General features: G+C 61.9%; 18 protein-coding genes, 1 tRNA gene, 1 rRNA gene and 1 pseudogene. 9 read left to right on the forward strand and 12 right to left on the reverse strand.

All coding sequences use genetic code 11. The features are described 5' to 3' along the window. Positions 1–203 precede the first annotated feature (203 nt). From rrf to QRN42_RS00020, 4 genes are all read left to right on the forward strand, one after another. Positions 204–320 (forward strand): 5S ribosomal RNA (gene rrf, locus QRN42_RS00005). A gap of 117 nt (positions 321–437) precedes the next feature. Then, complete coding sequence (locus QRN42_RS00010; protein ID WP_284977445.1) at positions 438–932, forward strand: SRPBCC family protein; 495 nt, start codon at positions 438–440, stop codon at positions 930–932. A 93-nt stretch (positions 933–1,025) separates the two neighbouring features. Then, positions 1,026–2,399: an FAD-binding oxidoreductase gene (locus QRN42_RS00015; protein WP_284977446.1), complete on the forward strand. Its 1,374-nt coding sequence runs from the start codon at positions 1,026–1,028 to the stop codon at positions 2,397–2,399. Positions 2,400–2,478: 79 nt separating this feature from the next. After that, positions 2,479–2,940 carry a pyridoxamine 5'-phosphate oxidase family protein gene (locus QRN42_RS00020; RefSeq protein WP_284977447.1) on the forward strand — a complete coding sequence of 154 codons (462 nt, stop codon included), beginning with the start codon at positions 2,479–2,481 and terminating at the stop codon, positions 2,938–2,940. A gap of 70 nt (positions 2,941–3,010) precedes the next feature. Here QRN42_RS00020 and QRN42_RS00025 read toward each other — a convergent pair whose 3' ends face one another. The 5 genes from QRN42_RS00025 to QRN42_RS00045 form a co-directional block, all read right to left on the reverse strand. Next, entirely contained in the window at positions 3,011–4,432 is a 1,422-nt protein-coding gene (locus QRN42_RS00025) for a DUF4032 domain-containing protein (protein ID WP_284977448.1), read from the reverse strand. Continuing rightward, positions 4,429–6,024 carry a beta-N-acetylhexosaminidase gene (locus QRN42_RS00030; RefSeq protein WP_284977449.1) on the reverse strand — a complete coding sequence of 532 codons (1,596 nt, stop codon included), beginning with the start codon at positions 6,022–6,024 and terminating at the stop codon, positions 4,429–4,431. Before QRN42_RS00030 ends, QRN42_RS00025 begins: the two co-directional genes overlap by 4 nt. A gap of 78 nt (positions 6,025–6,102) precedes the next feature. Further along, the gene (locus QRN42_RS00035) at positions 6,103–7,185 is read right to left on the reverse strand and encodes an ABC transporter ATP-binding protein (RefSeq protein WP_284974099.1); all 1,083 of its coding nucleotides are present in this window, start codon (positions 7,183–7,185) and stop codon (positions 6,103–6,105) included. 206 nt (positions 7,186–7,391) lie between these two features. After that, positions 7,392–8,192 (reverse strand): trehalose-phosphatase, encoded by an 801-nt coding sequence (gene otsB / locus QRN42_RS00040; RefSeq protein WP_284977840.1) that lies wholly within the window; start codon positions 8,190–8,192, stop codon positions 7,392–7,394. Then, positions 8,182–9,684: an alpha,alpha-trehalose-phosphate synthase (UDP-forming) gene (locus tag QRN42_RS00045; RefSeq protein WP_284977450.1), complete on the reverse strand. Its 1,503-nt coding sequence runs from the start codon at positions 9,682–9,684 to the stop codon at positions 8,182–8,184. The genes otsB and QRN42_RS00045 overlap by 11 nt, the downstream gene beginning before the upstream one ends. A 175-nt stretch (positions 9,685–9,859) precedes the next feature. On the opposite strand from QRN42_RS00045, the gene QRN42_RS00050 reads away from it, so the two are divergent. From QRN42_RS00050 to QRN42_RS00065, 4 genes and pseudogenes are all read left to right on the forward strand, one after another. Continuing rightward, positions 9,860–10,738 carry a DsbA family protein gene (locus QRN42_RS00050; protein ID WP_284977451.1) on the forward strand — a complete coding sequence of 293 codons (879 nt, stop codon included), beginning with the start codon at positions 9,860–9,862 and terminating at the stop codon, positions 10,736–10,738. Positions 10,739–10,904: 166 nt separating this feature from the next. Further along, positions 10,905–10,981 (forward strand) — tRNA-Thr (locus QRN42_RS00055). A 230-nt stretch (positions 10,982–11,211) separates the two neighbouring features. After that, entirely contained in the window at positions 11,212–11,892 is a 681-nt protein-coding gene (locus QRN42_RS00060) for a FadR/GntR family transcriptional regulator (RefSeq protein ID WP_284977452.1), read from the forward strand. 41 nt (positions 11,893–11,933) lie between these two features. Beyond that, positions 11,934–12,700 (forward strand): annotated as a pseudogene (locus QRN42_RS00065) (alpha-hydroxy acid oxidase); the annotation flags it as partial. Between the two features lie 106 nt (positions 12,701–12,806). On the opposite strand, the gene QRN42_RS00070 reads toward QRN42_RS00065, so the two are convergent. The 3 genes from QRN42_RS00070 to QRN42_RS00080 form a co-directional block, all read right to left on the reverse strand. Beyond that, entirely contained in the window at positions 12,807–14,030 is a 1,224-nt protein-coding gene (locus tag QRN42_RS00070; RefSeq protein WP_284977453.1) for a GGDEF domain-containing protein, read from the reverse strand. A 184-nt stretch (positions 14,031–14,214) separates the two neighbouring features. Further along, positions 14,215–15,297, reverse strand: a complete 1,083-nt coding sequence (locus tag QRN42_RS00075; RefSeq protein WP_284977454.1) for a DUF1648 domain-containing protein — start codon at positions 15,295–15,297, stop codon at positions 14,215–14,217. Next, complete coding sequence (locus QRN42_RS00080) at positions 15,294–15,686, reverse strand: GntR family transcriptional regulator (RefSeq protein ID WP_284974106.1); 393 nt, start codon at positions 15,684–15,686, stop codon at positions 15,294–15,296. The genes QRN42_RS00075 and QRN42_RS00080 overlap by 4 nt, the downstream gene beginning before the upstream one ends. A gap of 71 nt (positions 15,687–15,757) precedes the next feature. On the opposite strand from QRN42_RS00080, the gene QRN42_RS00085 reads away from it, so the two are divergent. Further along, positions 15,758–16,591, forward strand: coding sequence for an SAM-dependent methyltransferase (locus QRN42_RS00085; RefSeq protein WP_284974107.1), 834 nt, complete (start codon positions 15,758–15,760; stop codon positions 16,589–16,591). Positions 16,592–16,701: 110 nt separating this feature from the next. On the opposite strand, the gene QRN42_RS00090 is transcribed toward QRN42_RS00085, so the two are convergent. The 4 genes from QRN42_RS00090 to QRN42_RS00105 all read right to left on the reverse strand — a co-directional run bounded on the left by QRN42_RS00090 (position 16,702) and on the right by QRN42_RS00105 (position 19,417). Further along, positions 16,702–17,595 (reverse strand): glucose 1-dehydrogenase, encoded by an 894-nt coding sequence (locus QRN42_RS00090; RefSeq protein WP_284974108.1) that lies wholly within the window; start codon positions 17,593–17,595, stop codon positions 16,702–16,704. A gap of 184 nt (positions 17,596–17,779) precedes the next feature. After that, entirely contained in the window at positions 17,780–18,217 is a 438-nt protein-coding gene (locus tag QRN42_RS00095) for a response regulator transcription factor (protein ID WP_284974109.1), read from the reverse strand. A gap of 50 nt (positions 18,218–18,267) precedes the next feature. Then, positions 18,268–18,705, reverse strand: a complete 438-nt coding sequence (locus QRN42_RS00100) for a hypothetical protein (protein WP_284977455.1) — start codon at positions 18,703–18,705, stop codon at positions 18,268–18,270. A 49-nt stretch (positions 18,706–18,754) separates the two neighbouring features. After that, a complete protein-coding gene (locus tag QRN42_RS00105; RefSeq protein ID WP_284977456.1) occupies positions 18,755–19,417 on the reverse strand; it encodes a signal peptidase I in 663 nt (220 codons plus the stop codon). Positions 19,418–19,620 lie beyond the last annotated feature (203 nt).

Consider the following 19,620-nt stretch of genomic DNA (forward strand, 5'->3'; position numbering starts at 1 on the left):
AAAGACTCGTGAAGCTGACCGGTACTAATAGGCCAACAACTAACACCACACACAACACACTGCACGCGTCCACTATGTGGTTCCCAACCAACAACCCGGGAACAAAACACACAACTGAATAACAACCAAGCACCACAGTTGTAACCACAACATACTTCCCACCCACAAACCCACACGGGTTTGGCAGGGACGGGTAACAAGGTTACGGCGGTCATAGCGTGGGGGAAACGCCCGGTCCCATTCCGAACCCGGAAGCTAAGACCCACAGCGCCGATGGTACTGCACCCGGGAGGGTGTGGGAGAGTAGGACACCGCCGGACATACTTTAGGTAGAGACCCCCCGAACCACACGGTTCGGGGGGTTTCTCATTTAACTACCGGTCTATTTAGGCGCTGTCCATTTAAGCGCGCCCGCACCGCAGGTAGAGTTGGTGCTCATGGAAAGCCTCTTCAGTCATCCCGTAGCGGAACCAGACCCGAGCCAGCCAGGCAGCAGTGACCTGGACCCTTTGGTTTTCACGGTAGTAGTGCCGACGAACGTATCGCACGCGTTCATGGGTTTCACGGATCACCCGCACCTTTGGTGGCCGTTGGAGGAGTTAAGCGTCTTTGGTGCCGACGCCCACGTGGAATTCGAGGAGAACCTCATCCTCGAGACTGCAGAGGATGGCCGAACGTCGGTTTGGGGGACCATTGATGATTGGCAGCCGCCTTTGTCCTTCCACGCCGACTGGTATCCAGCAAGCACTGCTCTCTGGTCCACGGAGATCCGCGTAGTTTTTCGAGCTGTAAATGGAGGCACCGAGGTAAGGGTCATCCACGATGGCTGGGAGGGCGCCGAAGAGCCCTTAGCCACGCGGGATTCCTATGCGGACAGGTGGCCACGAATACTAGAGAGATTCACACGGTTCATGGGCGGAGTTGTTGGCTAGATCATGCAGGGAACGCCCTTGACCGATGGAACTCCGTCCGATGGACCTCCGGCCGATGGACCTCCGTCCGATGGACCTCCGCCTGCGCACGACATGACGCATGGCTTCCTGCAGGAGCTGGCCGATGGCTTGGAGGTCGGGCAACTTTCCCAAGACCGCGGCGTTCTTCTGGCGTACTCTGCCGATCAGGGGCCACTGCTGGAGCGTCACCTTCCTGTCGCCGTCGTATGGGCAGAGTCTGTTGAGGACGTTCAGCACGTTGTTCGCAGTTGCGCGCGCTTTGCAGTGCCCGTAGTCGCCCGCGGCGCAGGGACCGGTGTTTCGGGAGGTGCCCACGCTACTCCAGGCTGCATCGTGCTGAGCCTTGAGCGCATGAATCGTATCCTGGACCTCAGCCCTGACGATGAGACCGCCGTCGTCGAACCTGGCGTTATCAACGCGGACCTCAATGCTGCAGCTGCCGGTCACGGCCTGATGTACGCGCCGGACCCTGCAAGCTACAAGATATCCACCATCGGGGGAAATGTGGCCACCAACGCCGGGGGGCTGCGGTGCGCCAAATACGGCGTGACGCGGGACTCTGTCCTTGCGTTGTACGTGGTGCTGGCTGATGGTTCTTTGATCCACACGGGCCACCAGACTTTCAAAGGCGTTGCAGGCTATGACCTGACGGCACTGATGGTCGGCTCGGAGGGAACGCTGGGCATTGTGGTGGGGGTGACCGTTCGGCTGAAGTACCTGCCTTCCGTGGTGCGGACCATGGCTGCGTTCTACGGGGACTTCCGCAGCGCGGCCGCCGGTGTTCTGGCTGTGGGAAGGGCCCGTGTGCAGCCGGCAATCATGGAACTCCTGGATAGCGGCACGCTGGAGCAGCTGGACAAACTGCACGGCAGTGACCTCCAGAAGCGTGGCCGGTCGCTGCTGCTGATCCAGACCGATGGTTTCGGCGCGGACGCGGAGGCGGATGTGGTTCGGCGCGTCCTGGCCGACGGCGGGGCCACAGTAACCACCGAAGCCAGCGCAGAAGCTGAGATGTTGGTGGAACTTCGCCGGAGCAGCCGTGGCGTGGAGATGGACGATGAGTTCCGAGTGGGCGAAGACATTGCAGTGCCGCGCTCCCGCTTGGTGGACTTCGTTGCCGAGCTTGAGGCCATGGCTTCACGCTTCCAGGTTCGACTCAAGGTAGTGGCGCATGCGGGCGACGGCAATCTCCATCCAACATTTTGGATGGAGCGGGTTGATCCGGTGACTGATGAGCACGCCCGACTCCGGCTCAACGCCGCCCTCGATGAGTCCATCCGCGTGGGGCTGGAGATGGGCGGAACGATTACCGGCGAGCACGGTATCGGGCAGTACAAGCTGCGGTGGCTGGGCCAGGAACAGCCCGAACCAGTACGCACATTGCAACGCCGCATCAAGGAACTCCTGGACCCCGCCGGCATACTAAACCCAGGGAAAGCCATCTAGCGGGATTGAGGAGCCACGCGGGGCCTTGGTGCCCATCGGAGGCCTGTTGGCGCGTCAGGGGCTGGCGTATCCTCGCCCTATGACGAACAAACCCGCTACCGAAATTTTGGAGACCCATCAATGCTGGGACCTCCTGCGCGGAGTTTCTGTGGGCCGGCTCGCCGTCGTCGTTGACAGCGAGCCGGACATCTTCCCTGTGAACTACAAGGTCGACCATGGAACTCTTGTCTTCCGTACGGGCGAAGGCACCAAGCTTCACGCAGCACTCAGCGAAGGTCCTGTCGCCATGGAAGCCGACGGCGTCAATGCCGAAACCGGTGTTGCGTGGAGCGTAGTAATCAAAGGAAACGCCTCAGCCGTGAAACTCACCGAGGAAGTGCTGGACACAGTGGGGCTACTCCTGTTCCCCTGGGAGGCAGGGCAAAAGGACCACTTCATCAGGATCACGCCAAGCAAGGTGACTGGCCGGCGCTTTACAGTAACACCGCCGGTGACCTGGTGGACGCCCTTGGACGAAGCGCCCAGCGCACGCAACGAGTAAATCCCCGCCTTGTCGCGATTCGCCCGTCGCGATTCGCCCGTCCCGATTCCCTTGTTACGGCCCCAGGCCTTCAGTCGTCGGAGTCCGGGTATTCCTCTTCAGCTTCGTCGTCGTAGCGCCCGGACTCCTCGACTTCGACCTCGAGGATCTTGAGCATTTCGGTGTCCGGGTTGAGCATGATGGCTGCTTCGTCGCGCCGGTGCTGGAGCACGGTGTCCAGATAGGACTGCACGGTCTCGGCCAGGGGAACGTACCTGTCCTGCTTCTGGCTCATGTACCAACGGTGCTCTAATACTTCGTGCACCACCTCGGCTGGCTCCAGCTTCCCGGCCAGATGCCGGGGGATGGAACGTACGATCGGCTCGAAGATCTGGCTGACCCAGGCATGGGCGCTGATTTCCTCGTCAAGATCCGGATTGTTGTCGGCCCGGAACTGGTCCATGTCGTTGAGGAGCCTGCGAGCCTGGTTCTCTTGGGCGTCCAAGCCGGTAAGCCGCAGTAGCCGCCGTTGGTGGTGGCCGGCGTCGACGACCTTTGGCTGGAGCTGGATGGTGGAGCCGTCCGCCGTCGTCTTGATGGCGTATTCCCCGACGTCGAAGCCGAGCTCGTTCAGTCGCCTGATGCGGGCACCGACGCGCCAACGTTCGCCGAGCTCAAAGGACTCCTTCTCCGTGAGCTCGGTCCAGAGGCGGCGGTAACTGCCCATGATCAGTTCACTGGTGGCCACTGGGTCCACCTTTTCCTCGATGAGCCCGCCGTCCAGCAGGTCCATCAGTTCTCCGGCAATGTTCACGCGGGCAATCTCGAGGTCGTACTCACGCTGGCCCATGGACAGATCCGGGTAGAGCTCGCCCGTTTCAGCGTCGACCAGGTAGGCCGCAAAGGCGCCCGCATCCCGGCGGAACAACGTGTTGGACAGCGAGACGTCACCCCAGTAGAAACCGATCAGATGCAGCCGGACCAGGAGCAACGCTTGGGCGTCGATGAGCCGCGTCAGGGTGTCCTTGCGCAACATTTGGGAGAAGAGTGCGCGGTAGGGCATGGAGAATTTCAGGTGGCGGGTCACGAGGACGGGGTTCAACGGCCTGCCGTCCACAGTAGTGCGGCCTGTAATGACCGCCACTGGTTCCACGCACGGGACATCCAACCGGGCGAGCTTCCGCAGCATGTGGTATTCGTGGCGGGCCACGTGCTCGGACGTTTCCTTGATGGCGATCACTGAACCGCCCAGGTGGGCGAAACGCACGATGTGACGGGAGATACCGCGGGGGAGCGCTGCGAGGTTGTCGGCGGGCCAATCTTCCAAGGCGATGTGCCACGGCAGATCCAACAGTTCCGGATCCGCTGCTGCTGCGGTGATGTTAAGGGAACCGATGACGCTCGCCGGCGGACTGGCGTCCTGGCCGCTGGCGGAGCTTGTCCTGGGGAGCTTGCCGATCTGCCCGTAGTCGGTGGGTTCGTCGTGCCACTGGGCCTCGTTGTACTCGCTCATGCTTCAATTCTTCCGTATTCTCCCGTGGCGGATGCCGAACTGTCGGTGAAGGGCCACTCAGGCCTGGCCGACCAGTCGACGTCGGGCGCTTCCTGGAAGGCGACTCCCTGCCTGGCGAGCCGCTCGCCCATGGCACCCAAACGACGTCGGAAGTCGCCTGCGTTGCGCATCTCCTGCCCGGTCCACCCGACTTCCGCCAAGGAAATGGCTCGCGGGTACAGGAGCCACTGTGCCTGCTGGTTGGTGCGGACGGTTTCGGACCACAAGGGGCCTTCGACGCCGAGGATGTGCTGATCGTGCAGACGGCCCTGGGCGGGATCCCAGTTGTAGTACTCGGACCACGTGAAGGGGCCGCCTTCTACCCAGGAAAGGCCGATCGGGCTGTCAGGCCCGTACTTCTGGTCCAAGTAGGTGGTCGCGGACGGAGACATAAGGACCTTGACGCCGTTTGTCCCAACCTGCTGGAGTACAGGATCGAAGTCGCCGTGCCAGTACTGGACCACGGCCTGTTCTGGCAGCTCGACGGCGGCGTACTCGTTCCAGCCCATCACGGCTTTTCCGGTCTCAGCAGCAATGCGAACAAACTGCTGCACCATAGCGACGTAGTCGTCGTGGCCGGTGACGTGGGCTTCATCGCCACCGATGTGGAGGTAAGGCCCAGTTGTGATCTCAGCAAGCTGGCGGAGGACCTCACGGACGAATTCGTAGGTGGCAGGCAAATCCGCGGTCATGGTCGACCAACCCACCTCCGCCGTGGTGCTCATGGGCTTGGATTGGCCGTCCGGGTTGAGCTGGGGGATCGCCGCGAGGGCTGCGTTGACGTGGCCCGGTAGGTCGATTTCGGGCACCACCAGGACGTTCTTACTGGCCGCGTAGGCCTGGATGTCCCTGAAGTCTTGCTGGGTGTAGAAGCCGGACTTACCGCGGGGAGGAACCGCTGTGGCTACCTCAACGGCACCGGCCCCGCCCACCGCTGTGAGCTGGGGGTAGTCCAGCCCAGACGGGTTCTCCGCTGGCTCAAGAATTTCGATCCGCCACGCCTGATCGTCCGTGAGGTGCAGGTGCAGGGCGTTGAGTTTGAACTGGGCCATGATGTCGATCTGCTCCTTCAACTCCTCCACGGAGAGGAAGCTGCGTGCAACATCAAGCATCAGGCCGCGGTACGCGAAGCGTGGGGTGTCTGCGATCTCGACGGCGGGAATTTCCCAGGTGGCGGTGGTGTGGCCGGCGCTGGGGTGGCTTCCTTCGAATGCGGGTGGGAAGAGTTGCCGTAGGGTTTGGACTCCGTTGAAAAGCCCGGCGCCAGTGGCTGCTGTGATGAGGACCCTGTCTTCGGTGGCGGAGAGTGTGTAAGCCTCAGGGCCGCCGTCGAACTTTTCCTCCAACGCGAGGATGATGTCACCGCTTTCGCGGTCTTCGGCCAGGGGCAAGGCGAAGCCGGTACCGCGTCGAAGCTGTGAGGCAAGCTGTTCCGCTGCCGGTGCGGAGCTGCCGTTCGCAATGATCCGTGCCGTCGGCGAAAGGATGAAGGCCTGCCGATCGGAGAACTCAACGTGCGAAGGCCGGGGAATCAGGTTATCCGTCGTGTTCATGCCGTGCTTCCTGGGAGAAGGTTAAAGCGAGAGCGGCCCGACCTGGAGGGGTCGGGCCGCTATCACACTGCGGATCCGCTAGTCGCCCAAACGCAGGCCTGTCTTGGTGTCGAACAGGTGCACGTGGCCGGACTGCGGACGAACGAAGATGGACTCGCCCTTCATCGGGGGGCGGCGGCCGTCGACGCGTGCCACGATGTCGTAGCTCTTGCCGTCGAGCATGGTGTGACCGTAAACGTAGGCGTCCGCGCCGAGTTCTTCGACGACGTCGACCTCAACCTGGAGTCCTTCGCCGTTCCCGACGGTCTCGAGGTCTTCCGGACGGGAACCGACGGTGACCGTCTGTCCGTGAGCTTCTTCGAGCACATTGCGCGGCACGGGGTAGACTGTACCGCCGAACTGAACGCCGCCGTCAACCACGGGAAGTTCCAAGAGGTTCATGGCGGGGGAGCCGATGAAGCCTGCAACAAAGACGTTCACCGGGCGGTCGTACAGGTTGCGCGGCGTGTCGACCTGCTGGAGGAGGCCATCCTTCAGGACTGCCACGCGGTCACCCATGGTCATGGCCTCGACCTGGTCGTGGGTCACGTAGACGGTGGTAACCCCAAGACGCCGGGTCAGGGAAGCGATCTGCGTGCGGGTCTGAACGCGGAGCTTGGCGTCAAGGTTGGAAAGCGGCTCATCCATGAGGAAGACCTGCGGGTTACGGACGATTGCACGGCCCATGGCAACACGCTGGCGCTGGCCACCGGAGAGTGCCTTCGGCTTGCGGTCCAGGTACTGCTCAAGGTCCAGAAGCTTGGCGGCTTCGCGGACACGCTCTGCGCGCTCTTCCTTGGAAACGCCCGCGATCTTCAGTGCGAAGCCCATGTTGTCGGCGACGGTCATGTGCGGGTACAGAGCGTAGTTCTGGAAAACCATCGCGATATCGCGATCCTTCGGCGGAACATCGGTGACGTCGCGATCACCAATCAGGATGCGGCCGGCGTTGACATCCTCAAGGCCTGCGAGCATGCGCAGCGAGGTGGATTTACCGCAACCGGAGGGTCCAACGAGGACCAGGAATTCGCCATCGGCGATGTCGATGTTGAGCTTATCGACGGCGGGCTTATCTGTGCCCGGGTACAGACGCGTAGCGTTATCAAAAGTAACTGTAGCCACAGTTATCAATCCCTTCACCGGCAGGTACGTGCCGGACGATCCGTTGTGAATGGTTCATTTTCTTCAGTTGAACTCCCCGGCCGAGGGCCGGGGAGGATCGTGTGACGCCGCACGGTACTGTGCGTCACATCACACTCAAGAGTATGTCAGATTTATGCATGAACTACCTAAACGTTACGAACGTCACATGTGTGACTGGTCACGCACTAGCCTTCTGTTGTAAGACGGCGGCGCTCCCGAAGTAGGGCTTCCAGCAATTCGGCAACATGTATCGGAGCCTCGACGCGGTACTGGGCCTGGGTGAAATCGAGGCCCACCTTGACGCCCAGATCATCGCCACTGAGCCTGCCGAGCGCGTCCTCATCAGTCACGTCATCTCCGGCGAACAGAATGGCGGTAGCTCCCGTGGCTTGCCGCAGGAACTCCACGGCCTCACCCTTTGATGCCTGGACTACCGAGGTCTCCAAGACCCGTTTACCCGTCTTGAGGTAGACGCCGGGATGGTCGCTGAGCACACGTGTAGCGGCTTCGACGGCGTCTTCGGCAACGTCGTCGTCCGCCATTCTGGTGTGGAGGACGACGCCGGCTGGCTTGTCTTCGAGCACCGTCCCCGGAGCTTGCTTGACGATGTCCGCGAGAACCTCGCGGACCGCCGACAGCCTTGCGCGTTGGTCCTCGTCCAACTCCAGGCCGACCGACCCCTCGCCCAGCCACACTTCAGCTCCGTGGCTACCGATCAGCAACGTGTTCGCGGGAGGCGAGGCGACCAGCCGCAAACTGTCCAATGCCCGGCCCGAAATGAGTGCCGTCGTCGTGCGGGGAAGCTCGGCGAGGTCAGCAAAAGCTGCTGCCGAGCGCGGCAGGGGACGCGCATCCTCCGCGCGGTCAACCAGCGGAGACAGCGTGCCGTCAAAGTCCAAAGCCACCAAGAGGTGGTCCGTAGCGGCAATCTTGCGGATGGCGTCCAAGAGTTCGGGGGCAAGCGTCAATGACTGCTCAGCTGTCATCACGAACCACTTTCTCCTCAAGCGCGGCTAGGAACTCCGCGGACCAGTAGTCGACGTCGTGGTCAAGGATCTGCTTGCGCATGAGCTTCATGCGGCGACGCGCTTCCCTGGGAGGCAGATTGATTGCCTTCAAAATGGCGGACTTCAGGCCGTCGATGTCGTGGGGGTTAATGAGGAGTGCCTGCTTCAACTGGTCCGCGGCGCCGGCGAACTCGCTCAGGACCAGTGCGCCGTCGTCTTCAGACCGGGCGGTGACGTATTCCTTGGCGACCAAGTTCATGCCATCACGGAGGGCGGTTACCAACATGACGTCGGCGGCGAGGTAAAGGGCCACCATCTCCTCCACCGGGTAGCTGTGGTGAAGGTACCGGACGGCCGTGTTTTGGATGGTGTCGTAGGTGCCGTTGATGTGGCCCACGGTTCCTTCGATTTCCTCGCGCAGAAGCCTGTATTGTTCCACGCGCTCACGGCTGGGACTCGCTACTTGGATGAGGGTGGCGTCTTCAACTTTGATGCTGCCATCGCGCAGGAGTTCCTCGAAGGCTTTGAGCCGGTGCCCGATGCCCTTGGTGTAGTCCAGCCGGTCCACTCCAAGAAGGACCGTCTTGGGGTCGCCCAGATCCCTCCGGATCTGCCGGGCGCGCTCAATGATCTCGGGCTTGGCGGCAAGCTCCCTGATCTGATCCACGTCGATGGAGATCGGGAAGGCTTGTGCCCGGGCAATGTGGGTGACCTTGCCGTCGGGGCCCTTGACGTGGATCTGCTGTTGCTTGACGCTCGCACCGAGGAACCGCCGCGCGGAACGCATGAAGTTGCCGGCGTCGCTTGGACGTTGGAAGCCCAAAAGGTCAGCGCCCAGCAGCCCGTCAATGATTTCGCGGCGCCAGGGAAGCTGCGCGAAGATCTCCGGGGGCGGGAACGGTATGTGGTTGAAGAAGCCGATCTTCAGGTCCGGGCGTGCTTCACGCAGCATGCGGGGAACCAGTTGGAGTTGATAGTCCTGGACCCACACCGTGGCACCGTCGGCGGCGTGGTGAAGGACGGCGTCGGCGAATTTCCTGTTGACCTGACGGTACGAGTCCCACCATGTTCGGTGGAATTCCGGAGGCGCGATGACGTCATGGTACAAAGGCCAAATAGTCGCGTTGGAGAAGCCCTCGTAATAAAGCTCAACTTCGTGGCTGCTCAGCTGAACCGGGACCAGGTCCATTCCTTCGTGGCTGAACGGATCAACGGTCTCATCAGGAGCCCCGTGCCATCCCACCCACGCGCCGTCGGACTTGGTCATCATGGGCGCGAGCGCAGTGACGAGCCCGCCGGGGGACCTGCGCCAGCCGTCGCCGCCGTCGTCATTGCCGTCGGTGCTGCAGCGATCGACCGGCAGCCTGTTGGAGACCACCATGAAATCGAACGAGTTGGCAGACGGCTGTTGAGCGTGTGGCGTCTTGCCGCTTTGCTCGGTTGTGAGTTTTTGGCTTGCCGGTTCCTGCATTAATGCTCCCTGGGGTTGCTGTGACTCACCTTCCAGCCTACTAGCGGAATCTTCTGCGGCAGTTGATCGTTCAACAACGGGAGTCGGCAAGGTGCGGTCAAGCTCCGGGTTGGCTCCCGTAAACTGTCCCCGTTGCCCTAGCTATCCGTACGACGTCGAGTAACCCGAGGAATTGATGAGTCCCGCAAACGAACCCCGCCTGTCCAAGGCTGAGAAGACCGCCCAGGCCCGGGAAAGAGCGCGCCAGATCCGCGAAGCGCAGGTGAAGAAGGACAAGCGCAACAAACTCCTCATCGGTTGGGGCATCGTGGTAGCCGTTGTCGCGATCATCACCGTCATCGCCTTGGTCGTCTTGAACAGCGTCCAGCAGAACGCTCCCATCGCTGACAAGGGCCCGACGCCGGCCAACGCCAACGCTCACGGCGGCGTCACCCTCCTGGCAAACAGCAACGTGGTCAAGGTGGACCCCACTACGGTCAACGTCGCCGATGTTCCCTCCGCCCCGGCCACCAAGCCAACCACCATTGCAGTTCCTGGCGGCGCTCCTGAGGCCGGTAAGCCTGTGAAGGTCATCGCGTACGTCGACTTTATCTGCCCCATCTGCAAGAAATTTGAAACGACTTACAGCGATGCGCTGACCAAGTTCCGTAACGACGGCAAGATCTCCCTCGAGTACAGGCCGATCGGCTTCCTGGACGCCTCCTCCACCACCAACTACTCGTCCCGCGCGGCCAATGCAGCGGCGTGCGTTGCCAACGTATCCCCGGATAAGTACGCAGATTACTTCAACCTCCTTTACTCCCGTCAGCCGGCTGAAGGCAGCGCAGGCATCGCGGACAAGGACCTGAAGTCGATGGCCACAGAAGTCGGTGCGGCGAACATCGATTCCTGCGTGGACAGCAAACAATTCCGGCCCTTTGTGAAGGTGGCAACGCAAGAGGCCGCCGCTATCGGAGTCTCCGGCACCCCGACGGTGTTCGTTGACGGCAAGCAGTGGGACGGTACCAGCGACTTCAACGCTGTGGTCCAAGCCGCGATTGACGCCAAGAAGTAAGTTCAGTCAAAGCACGACGGCGATCGGGCACTTGGTGGGACCGTTGCGGTTCCGGCTAGTGGCCGATCGCCGAATTTCCGTGCGGGGATTGTCTGGGCTACCCTTATCTAGCGCCGTTTTGTTGGCAGGGGTCACTGCTGTTGCCCCACGAATGCCGCGCGGTTTCGCCTCCTTAGCTCAGTTGGCCAGAGCACCGCTCTTGTAAAGCGGGGGTCGTCGGTTCGAATCCGACAGGGGGCTCCACGAACCCCTCCGTTCCGGCGATTTTGCCCGGGATGGAGGGGTTTCTTGTTTGAAAAGCAGGGCACTACGCGCTTAGGGCACGCCTTCAGGAAGCCTGACGACACCAGCGGACTAACGGGCGGAGGCCGCCCGCGGACCGATACCCGTGCCGGGCCAAGCGGGCTCCCGTCACCGTGCTCACCACCGGGATGTCGAGTGGTGGTGTGCTTGACCTGCAATAATCGATGGAGATGAAAGCGCACGAAGCAGTGATGAACTGGGTGACCGCAGAACTGTCGAGCGGTCGTCTTCGAATCGGCGACCACCTTCCGAGTGAACGGGCGCTGGCTGAAACGTTGCAAGTCTCTCGGAGCTCGTTGCGTGAGGCATTAAGGGTTCTTGAGGCCCTTGGAACAATTCAGGCGACCACTGGTTCCGGGCCGCGTTCGGGCACCGTCGTGACTGCGGCACCCGAGCAGGCGTTGGCACTGGCGCTGAACCTGCAGTTAGCGACGAGCCACGTAGAGCACTCACACGTGTATGAGGTGCGATTGCTGCTTGAGACATGGGCTGCGGAGCACTCGAATCCTGATGGGGGAGACTGGGACGCTGCTGAGCGGCTGCTTAAGCTCATGGACGACTCCGGTACTCCTATCCAGGATTTCCTTCTTCTCGACGCCGAGTTCCACGTAACAGTTTCGCGCGCCGCCGGAAATCCCCTCATTAGCACGCTCATGGATGCCCTCCGCGCTTCCATTGCAGATCACACACTCGCCCGCGCCCAAGCGCTCCCGGACTGGGACAGCACCGTCACACGCCTGCGTTCCGAACACCATGCAATCTTGGACGCGCTCCGCCGCGGTGACCGGGCAGCAGCTGCTGAACTTGTCCGCCAGCACATTCGCGGGTATTACATGGAGACCGCAAACTAAGTTCGGCGGCCGTCCGGTAGTGCACTGAGACGGCGTCATCGCGGTCATTGCAGCACGTCGACACTTCGATCGAGGTCCTCGGCGACCTCTCCGCGCTGCCTTTTGGGATCGCTCCAACCGGGTTTACTCGTCTCATGCAAACCGAGGGGGAAATTGCGGGAGCTGGAGCCGCCGGGGCTGCCGGCATTCCCTTCACCTTGTCCACGCTGGGGACAACATCGATCGAACAGGTCAAAGCCGCTAAACCCCGGCGGCCGCAACTGGTTCCAGCTCTACGTCATGCGTGAGCGCGAGATCTCTTACGGCCTTGTTGAACGCGCTGCGCGTGCTGGCTTCGACACGCTCATGTTCACTGTCCATGTCCCTGTCGCCGGGTTTCGGATGCGCGACAAACGCAATGGATTTTCAATCCCTCCCCAGCTCACCGCGGGTACGGTCATGAACGCCATACCCCGCCCATGGTGGTGGATGAATTTCCTAACGACTCCCAAGCTGGAATTTGCCTCGCTGTCCTCGACCGGAGGTACCATGGGTGACCTGCTGAACTCGGCAATGGATCCGACGATTTCGTACGCTCGGGGCGAAGTTCACGCTCGTCGGGCGAGCCTACCTCTACGGCCTCATGGCTGGTGGGCGAGACGGTGTGGACCGCATGATCGAGATTCTTCGCAGTGAGATAGAACGCACGATGAGCCTGCTCGGTGTCTCCTCGCTCGACGAACTCGAACCACGCCACGTGACGCAGCTGAGTCGGCTTGTCCCCATCCCGGAAGGGCATGTAGCTCTCGCGGAGCACCTGACCTCCTAGACACGATCCTGTCAGTTCGAATCCGACAGGGGGCTCCATGAACCCCTCCGTTCCGGCGATTTTGCCCGGGACGGAGAGGCTTTTCATTCACGGTTGCCTGGTTTTGTTAGGGCTGGCCCTCGCGGGCCAGGGAATCCGGCGCTGCATGGGGCGCTCGGTCGCCGACCACCCTGTCCCGCCCTTGCGCCTTGGCGCTATACAAGGCCGCGTCCGCCACGCTGATCATGAACGCGAGGTCCACCCAGCCGCCGGTGCTGGACGTGACTCCGTAGCTGACGGTCGGCAATGGCATGCCGTTCGGTCCTTCCGTGGCGGCCAACCTGTCGCTGATCTCCGAGGCGATCTCCTCTGCGCGCTGCTGCGATGCGCCCGGCAACAGTGCGATGAACTCTTCGCCCCCGTACCGGCCAAGCACGTCAGAGGAACGGACCGATGCTGAGCAGGCCTTGGCGAACGCCTTCAGCGCTGCGTCTCCAGCCGCGTGCCCGTAGTCATCGTTGATGGCCTTGAAGTGGTCCAGGTCCGCCAGGATCAGCGCCGCTCCGGATGCTTTTGTCTCGGCCCGACTCAGCACAGCACCGGCCAGGTCCAGGAAGGCTCCCCGGTTGAGGAGCCCCGTCAGATGGTCCTTCTCCGCCCGTCGGCGCAGCTTATCGTGCAGTTGCTCATGGCTGAGGTTGCTCATGCTGAAGGACGCCGTAATGAGGAGTACCAAAAAGACCACGCCTGCCGGAGCAGGACCGAAATAGCGCTTAAAATCTTCGCCGGCGGCTCCCTCTGCTGCATAGCTAAGCCAGCGGGCAAGGAAGTATGCGGCCGTCAGTCCGGCGGTGGTGGCAACAAGCCTGGTGGCCCGCGCACGTTCTGAGGGGGCGAACCAGAATTCCACTGTTGCCATAGTCATGCCCGCCAGCATGAGGCCCAGATACGCGAAGCCGCCGGACCAAAGATCGGTGAAGGGGTTTTCGAGGAAGGAGCAGACGGCGGCGATTCCGGCTGCCACAGGGATGGGCCAGGGGTGGCCCTCGCGGCCGCAGACGGCTCGGGCGCCGGCCCAGATGCAGAACACACCTGCAACCATCAAGGCCATTCCGACGTGGCAAGCCCAAGCCAGCCATGTGGGGTCGCAGAAGAGTAGCGTGGAGCGCCCGGCCATGAGAAGGAGCAGGGACACGCACCACCACCCTGCAGAGGCTGACCGCGTTCGGCGGTACGAAGCCCCGGAAAGAATCAGGAGTGTCACCGTGACAATGCCCAAGCACACCTGCACAGAGAGCGGATCAAGGGCCGCGACGCCGTCTTGCCAGGGGAATGCGGTTAATGAACTCACCTTTAGCGCCTCGGTGCCCCCGCGGGTTCCTCGTGCGGTTTCGTGGTTCGATCAGTCCCAAAACACATATATCCCCCGAAATTGACGTCAGTCAGCCGCTTCCGGCCACAAACGCCTAGTCAAACACGACTTGAGGCGGATCGGCGGGTAGGCAGACTGCGGGTCGTGTCGTGCGGTACGAACGTTAGGAGTCGAAGCGGAGGATGAGGATCAGGCTGATTACTGCCAAAATACCGGCCAAGAGGAAGGCCGCTCTGGGATTGCCCAAGTTCACGGTCCACCCGATACCAAACCGACGCGGAACAAGCAGGGCATGGTCTTCCTTGTTGATGTAGAACAAGCCACTGCGCCAGAACTTGTCATCATCGCGGTGAGCCAAGCCGGTATCCACCCCGGGGGTGTCCCGTCCGAGGCTCTTTCGGGCAAGAACCGCAATGGTGACGGCCACTGCAGCAAGGATGGGCAACGCCACCACCAACGGAGCCCACGCGGTGACTGTGCCGGTCCACATCAATAATGACGAGCCGAGCATCGCAAGATTGATCGTCGTCAGCAGCCCGAGTAGCACTTTCGCGCCAAGCGTCATGTATTCCCGCGACCACCGAGCCGAGCTCGCAGGATGTGCCGGGTCAATGTCCGGCCGGCTGCGGGCAATGGCGAACGCGGCACCTCCCAGTAACGCGCTGATTCCAAGCTGCACAAAGACCAAGGAGAAGGCTGCGCCAACAGACTTCGTGACCACTCGGTTCGGAACACCATTGGCGCCATAGTGCACTGCAAGCACGCTTGGCATGGCAGGATACATCAGCGCACCCAGCGCCGTTGTAACCACGACGACGGCCAGCGCGCCAGCCAGCCAAACCCAGGGGTACCGGGGTGGATTGGTCCGGAGTCCGGTGTCTATCGCAATGCCTTGGTGAACCCCCTCGTACCAGCCTCCCGCGGCTTTGGCGGACCGGATGCCTTGGTTGGCCATGAAAAAGCACCAGTACCAAACGCCGATCAGAACCAGCACGGACACGGGCAGCAGTAAGGGTTGTCCCGTCAGGGTGAAGGTTCCCACCCCCAAGACCGTCACGACGATGCCGCTGACCAACACGCGCCAGCGGTAGATCCGGGCTTGGCCTGCTACTACGGGATCTGCCGCATGGTGGGCTGGTATCCGCACACCAAAAGGGACGGTACGGCTGGTCACCGACGGCAAAACGAAGGCAAATAGGAGGACCAATCCCAGCAACAGGAGGCTCAGAATTATGCCAATGCTCATGAGTTGTCCTCCAACTCGTTGTTCGCGAATGAATCAATGACGGATCTGCACGTGGCGAGGAGCTCCTCCGTGGGCATGCCTTTGGCGACTGCTTCAGCCAGCAGGGTCTTGGCTCGCGCCGCCCAGTCCGCTGGGAAGGACGGATGCGGGTCCGGCACCGTGACCACCGCACCGGTCTTCCGGTTGAGGCGGATAAGGCCTTCCCGCCGCAGGAGGTCGTACGCCTTGTTCACCGTATGGAAGTTGATGCCGGAGTCGGCGGCAAGTGCCCGCGTGGCTGGAAGTGGACTGCCTGGGCGAAGCTCGCCGACGGCGATCGCCTCCACTACTTGATCCCGGAGTTGCTGGTAGATCGGCACCTCGTTATCCAGGTCCACGGTAAGGATCACCGCATCCACCTCCTCTTTGTTATATATGTTATACAACAAATAAAACTCGCGCCAGATGCTACATTGCGGCCATGACAGATTCGACGTCGCCCGATGACCGGCAAGCTCACAAGGCGGTGGTGGGGACCGGCCGCTGGATAGCTGCGGCGAGAGCACAGGAAAGCGCCCGCGCGGATCGTCTTTTTAACGATCCTTGGGCTGGCGTCCTGGCAGGCGAAAGTGGTCGGGCGAGCCTGGACGCCGCCCCCTACAACCCGTACCTGCCGGTCAGGACCAGATATTTTGACGATCTGATGACCAGCGCGGCCCGGCCGGGGGCACAGATCGTCCTCTTGGGAGCCGGCATGGATACGCGGGCATTCCGGCTGCCACTACCGCCGGATTCCACGGTTTACGAGATCGACCATGCCGAAGCGTTCGATGAGAAGGAGAGCATCCTGCAGGGAACGCCACCGGGGTGCGAGCGCAAGTGCGTTTACGCTGACTTGTCGGGGCCGTGGCGAGAGGCACTTCTGGACGCCGGCTTCGATCAACAACGCCGCACGATTTGGGTTGCCGAGGGGCTCCTGTTTTATTTGGCGGCGCCCGATGTCGAGACGTTGGTCCGTGATACGGGAGCGCTCTCCGCCCCCGGCTCGCAGTTCCTGGCGGACACGTTCGGCACCGGCCTGTTGGAGTTGGAATCCATGGGGCCGCTGGTAGCAGCCCGGAAAAGCTCCGGAAAGCCGCTGCCATTTTGCACGGATGCACCCCAAGCCCTGTTTACGGACCGGGGCTGGACTGACGCGACGACGGTTCAGCCCGGCCAGCCCGAAGCGAACTACGGCCGGTTTCCGCGGGGGACCGGTGCGGAGCGGGTGGGCCCGGCAAATCTCCGCACCTACCTGGTGACGGCCACGCGGTAGCGCCGCCCGTTTTTGCTGCAACCCTCGCTGCGCGCCCTTGCCGCAACCCACGACGGCGGCGCGCCCGGGAAACCGCTGGGGGCGCCGCCGTCGTCAACCAACGGCTTGGGTTACGGAGTCGGGTTGCCGCCGTTGACGTTGAGGGTTTCGCCCACCACGTAGCTCGACTCCGGGGACGCCAGGAAGACGTAGGCGGGTGCGAGCTCAGCCGGTTGGCCGGCGCGGCCGAGCGGCGTCGACTGCCCGAACTCGGGCAACTCCTCCTTCGGTTGGCCACTGCTGACCTGCAACGGTGTCCAGATGGGCCCCGGCGCCACGGCATTAACGCGGATTCCCTTGGGTGCCAGTTGTTGTGCCAACCCCTTGGTGAAGTTGTTGATGCTGGCCTTGGTGGTGGCGTAGTCCACCAGAGTCGGCGACGGGTTGTAGGCCTGGATGGATGTTGTGTTGATGATGGTGGAACCTGCCGGCAGGTGGGGTAGTGCTGCCTTGGTCAGCCAAAACATCGCGTAAACGTTGGTCTTCAATGTGTGGTCGAACTGTTCGTCGGAAATCTCGGCGAGGTCTTCCTGGGCCACCTGTTTGCCGGCATTATTCACCAGGATGTCCAGGCCACCCAAGACCGCGACGGCGGTGTCCACCACTTCACGGCAAACGGCAGGGTCCTTGAGGTCGCCGGGCACTTTTACCGCCTTGCGGCCGGCGGCTTCGATGAGCCCTGCAATGCGCGATGCGTCCTCTTCCTCTTCGGGGAGGTATGAAAGCACGACGTCGGCCCCCTCGCGGGCGAACGCGATCGCCGTCGCAGCGCCAATACCGGAATCGGCGCCGGTAACAATGGCCTTGCGGCCCTCCAGTCGTCCGGTACCGCGGTATGTGTCTTCGCCGAGGTCTGCCTTAGGGGTCAGTTCGGCGTCGAGGCCGGGCTCGGGCTGGTGCTGTTTCGGCGGGGAGATTTGCTCATATGCGGTGACGGGGTTCCGGAAGGTGTACTGATCAGTCATGGTGGTCCTCCTGATAGTTAGGTCTGGAACACGGGCAAGCTATCCGGGGGTAATGCGCACGGGCATCACCAAGATGATAAGCAAGCTTACGGTTTCCAGCCTAATCATGGAGACGGCCTGTGCCAAGCCGATGGCGAGAGCAGGCGACCGGATGAGTGCCAAGAGCAAGCTCTCCGGAAAGGCGTTAAGGCAGGGGCCCTTGCGTGAGGGGGTGGGGGATGGGAGAAACGGCAGGCGTAGCCACAGCAACGTCCGAATCCGAAGGGAACAATTTCTGCACCAGGTCCCGCAAGGCCGCAGGGCGGAACGGTTTGGAAAGATAGGCTGTGGCGCCGGCTGCAATCCCGTCCAGCTCGTCCCCAGGTTGTGCAAATGCCGTGATCATGATGATGGGAACCTGGGTGAACTTCCTGAGGGCCCGCGCTACTTCACGGCCGTCCATGTCGGGAAGTCCGACGTCGAGCGTTATCATCGACGGCGCCGTGGCAGCCGCCGCCAAAAGCCCGTCAGTGCCGGTTTCCTCAACGCTGACGGAAAAGCCGGCGGAGGAGAGGATCGCCTCAAGCAAACCACCGATGTCCTCATCATCTTCAATGACAAGGCAAGTGCGGAGCGGCGTCATGGTCCTCCTTGAAAGTCCGGTATCAGTCTACGACGCCGGGCTCAGCAGGACTAGCAGATGAGGGATCCAGTAAGCGCCGTGCCTGTCCACATTCGCGAGGTCCCGGGGATCTTGTAGTAACCGCGGATCTCGTAGGTCCACGTGCCGATGGTCTCCAAGCCGGAGGTGTATGTTTTCCCGGCGGCGGTGCTGAGATCCCCGGTGAATTCCAAAACATGTGATCGGTTATAAACCTTGATCTCGTGGTAATTGGCATATGTCACCGTGCTGAATGAGTTCACCGTAACGGTGGCGCGGCGATTGTTGGCAGTACAACTCATGGAGACGTTCGCGCTCGCAGGTGCGGCGAGTCTAGCCGCCGAATACTGGGGATTGGCGGCGTCGTTAGAGGTAAACGACGCAAGGGCGGCGGCTGGTGCCGAGAACAGGGCGACGACGACGGCGACGCCGATGGCAGCCAAACGGGGGAGGCGGCGACGGATTGACATTTCGCTGCGCTCCTTCCGTGGTCTGATTCGTTGTTGTTCTGGGAAATCGTTAGGGCTTGTCCGCTGCTGCGGGCGTGGTGGTTTTGCCGGGCTTCTTGGTCCAGATAGAGGTGAGCATGCCGATGACAAGGACGGCCGGCGCCCCGTAAAGGAGGATATTCATGACAATCGGTGCGCGCAGGGCACGGATAGCGGCGCCAAGGTACGGGATAGTGAGGACTTCTTTGTCCACGGTTGTGCCTTGCAGCGTCGCAACCCAGGGGTCAACGCCATTGTTGGCGTCCCCCTTGGTCTGTACAGTGGTGCCGCCGGTGGCCGTGGTGGTGATGTCGGTGATGCGGTGGGTCTCGACGCGTTGATCTTCAACAGGGATGTGATAGGTGATGATGTCTCCAACCTTGACGTCCTTGATCGGGGTCGGGACGGTGACCACCACGTCGCCCGGGTTGATCAGGGGCGCCATGGAACCGGTGAGCATAGTGGAGGTGTGGTAGCCGAGCACGCGTGGGCCGAGGGCAAGAAGCAGGAATGCGAGGGCCGCAAGGATGAGCATGCTGACGCCGATGACCTTCGCGATGGCCCTGACAAGGCGACGGAAAGTCCCGAGGCTTCTTGCCGGGGCTGCGGGGGTCGCGGTACCTGCTGCGCGCTCGCTGGAGGCGGAACGGCGGCCGGGGAGGGTGCCGTCGGTGATGCTTGTCAGCGTAGTCATCTGGGGCCATCCTTTGTTGTAGTGCTCGTCCTCTGCTTTCTCAAGTCTCGATTGGCTGGATCAAGGTGCCCTGCAGCAAACCCTCAAGACTTGCTCAGGAATCCCGTCGGGGCTGATGGAAAAGGCTTGACAAAGGATGCCAAGGGTCTAATGTAAACCATACGGTTATATAACTTTAGAGTTATGAAGGGTAATGGTTCGGT

The sequence above is a fragment of the Arthrobacter sp. fls2-241-R2A-200 genome (assembly GCF_030209745.1).
GTDB lineage: Bacteria > Actinomycetota > Actinomycetes > Actinomycetales > Micrococcaceae > Arthrobacter.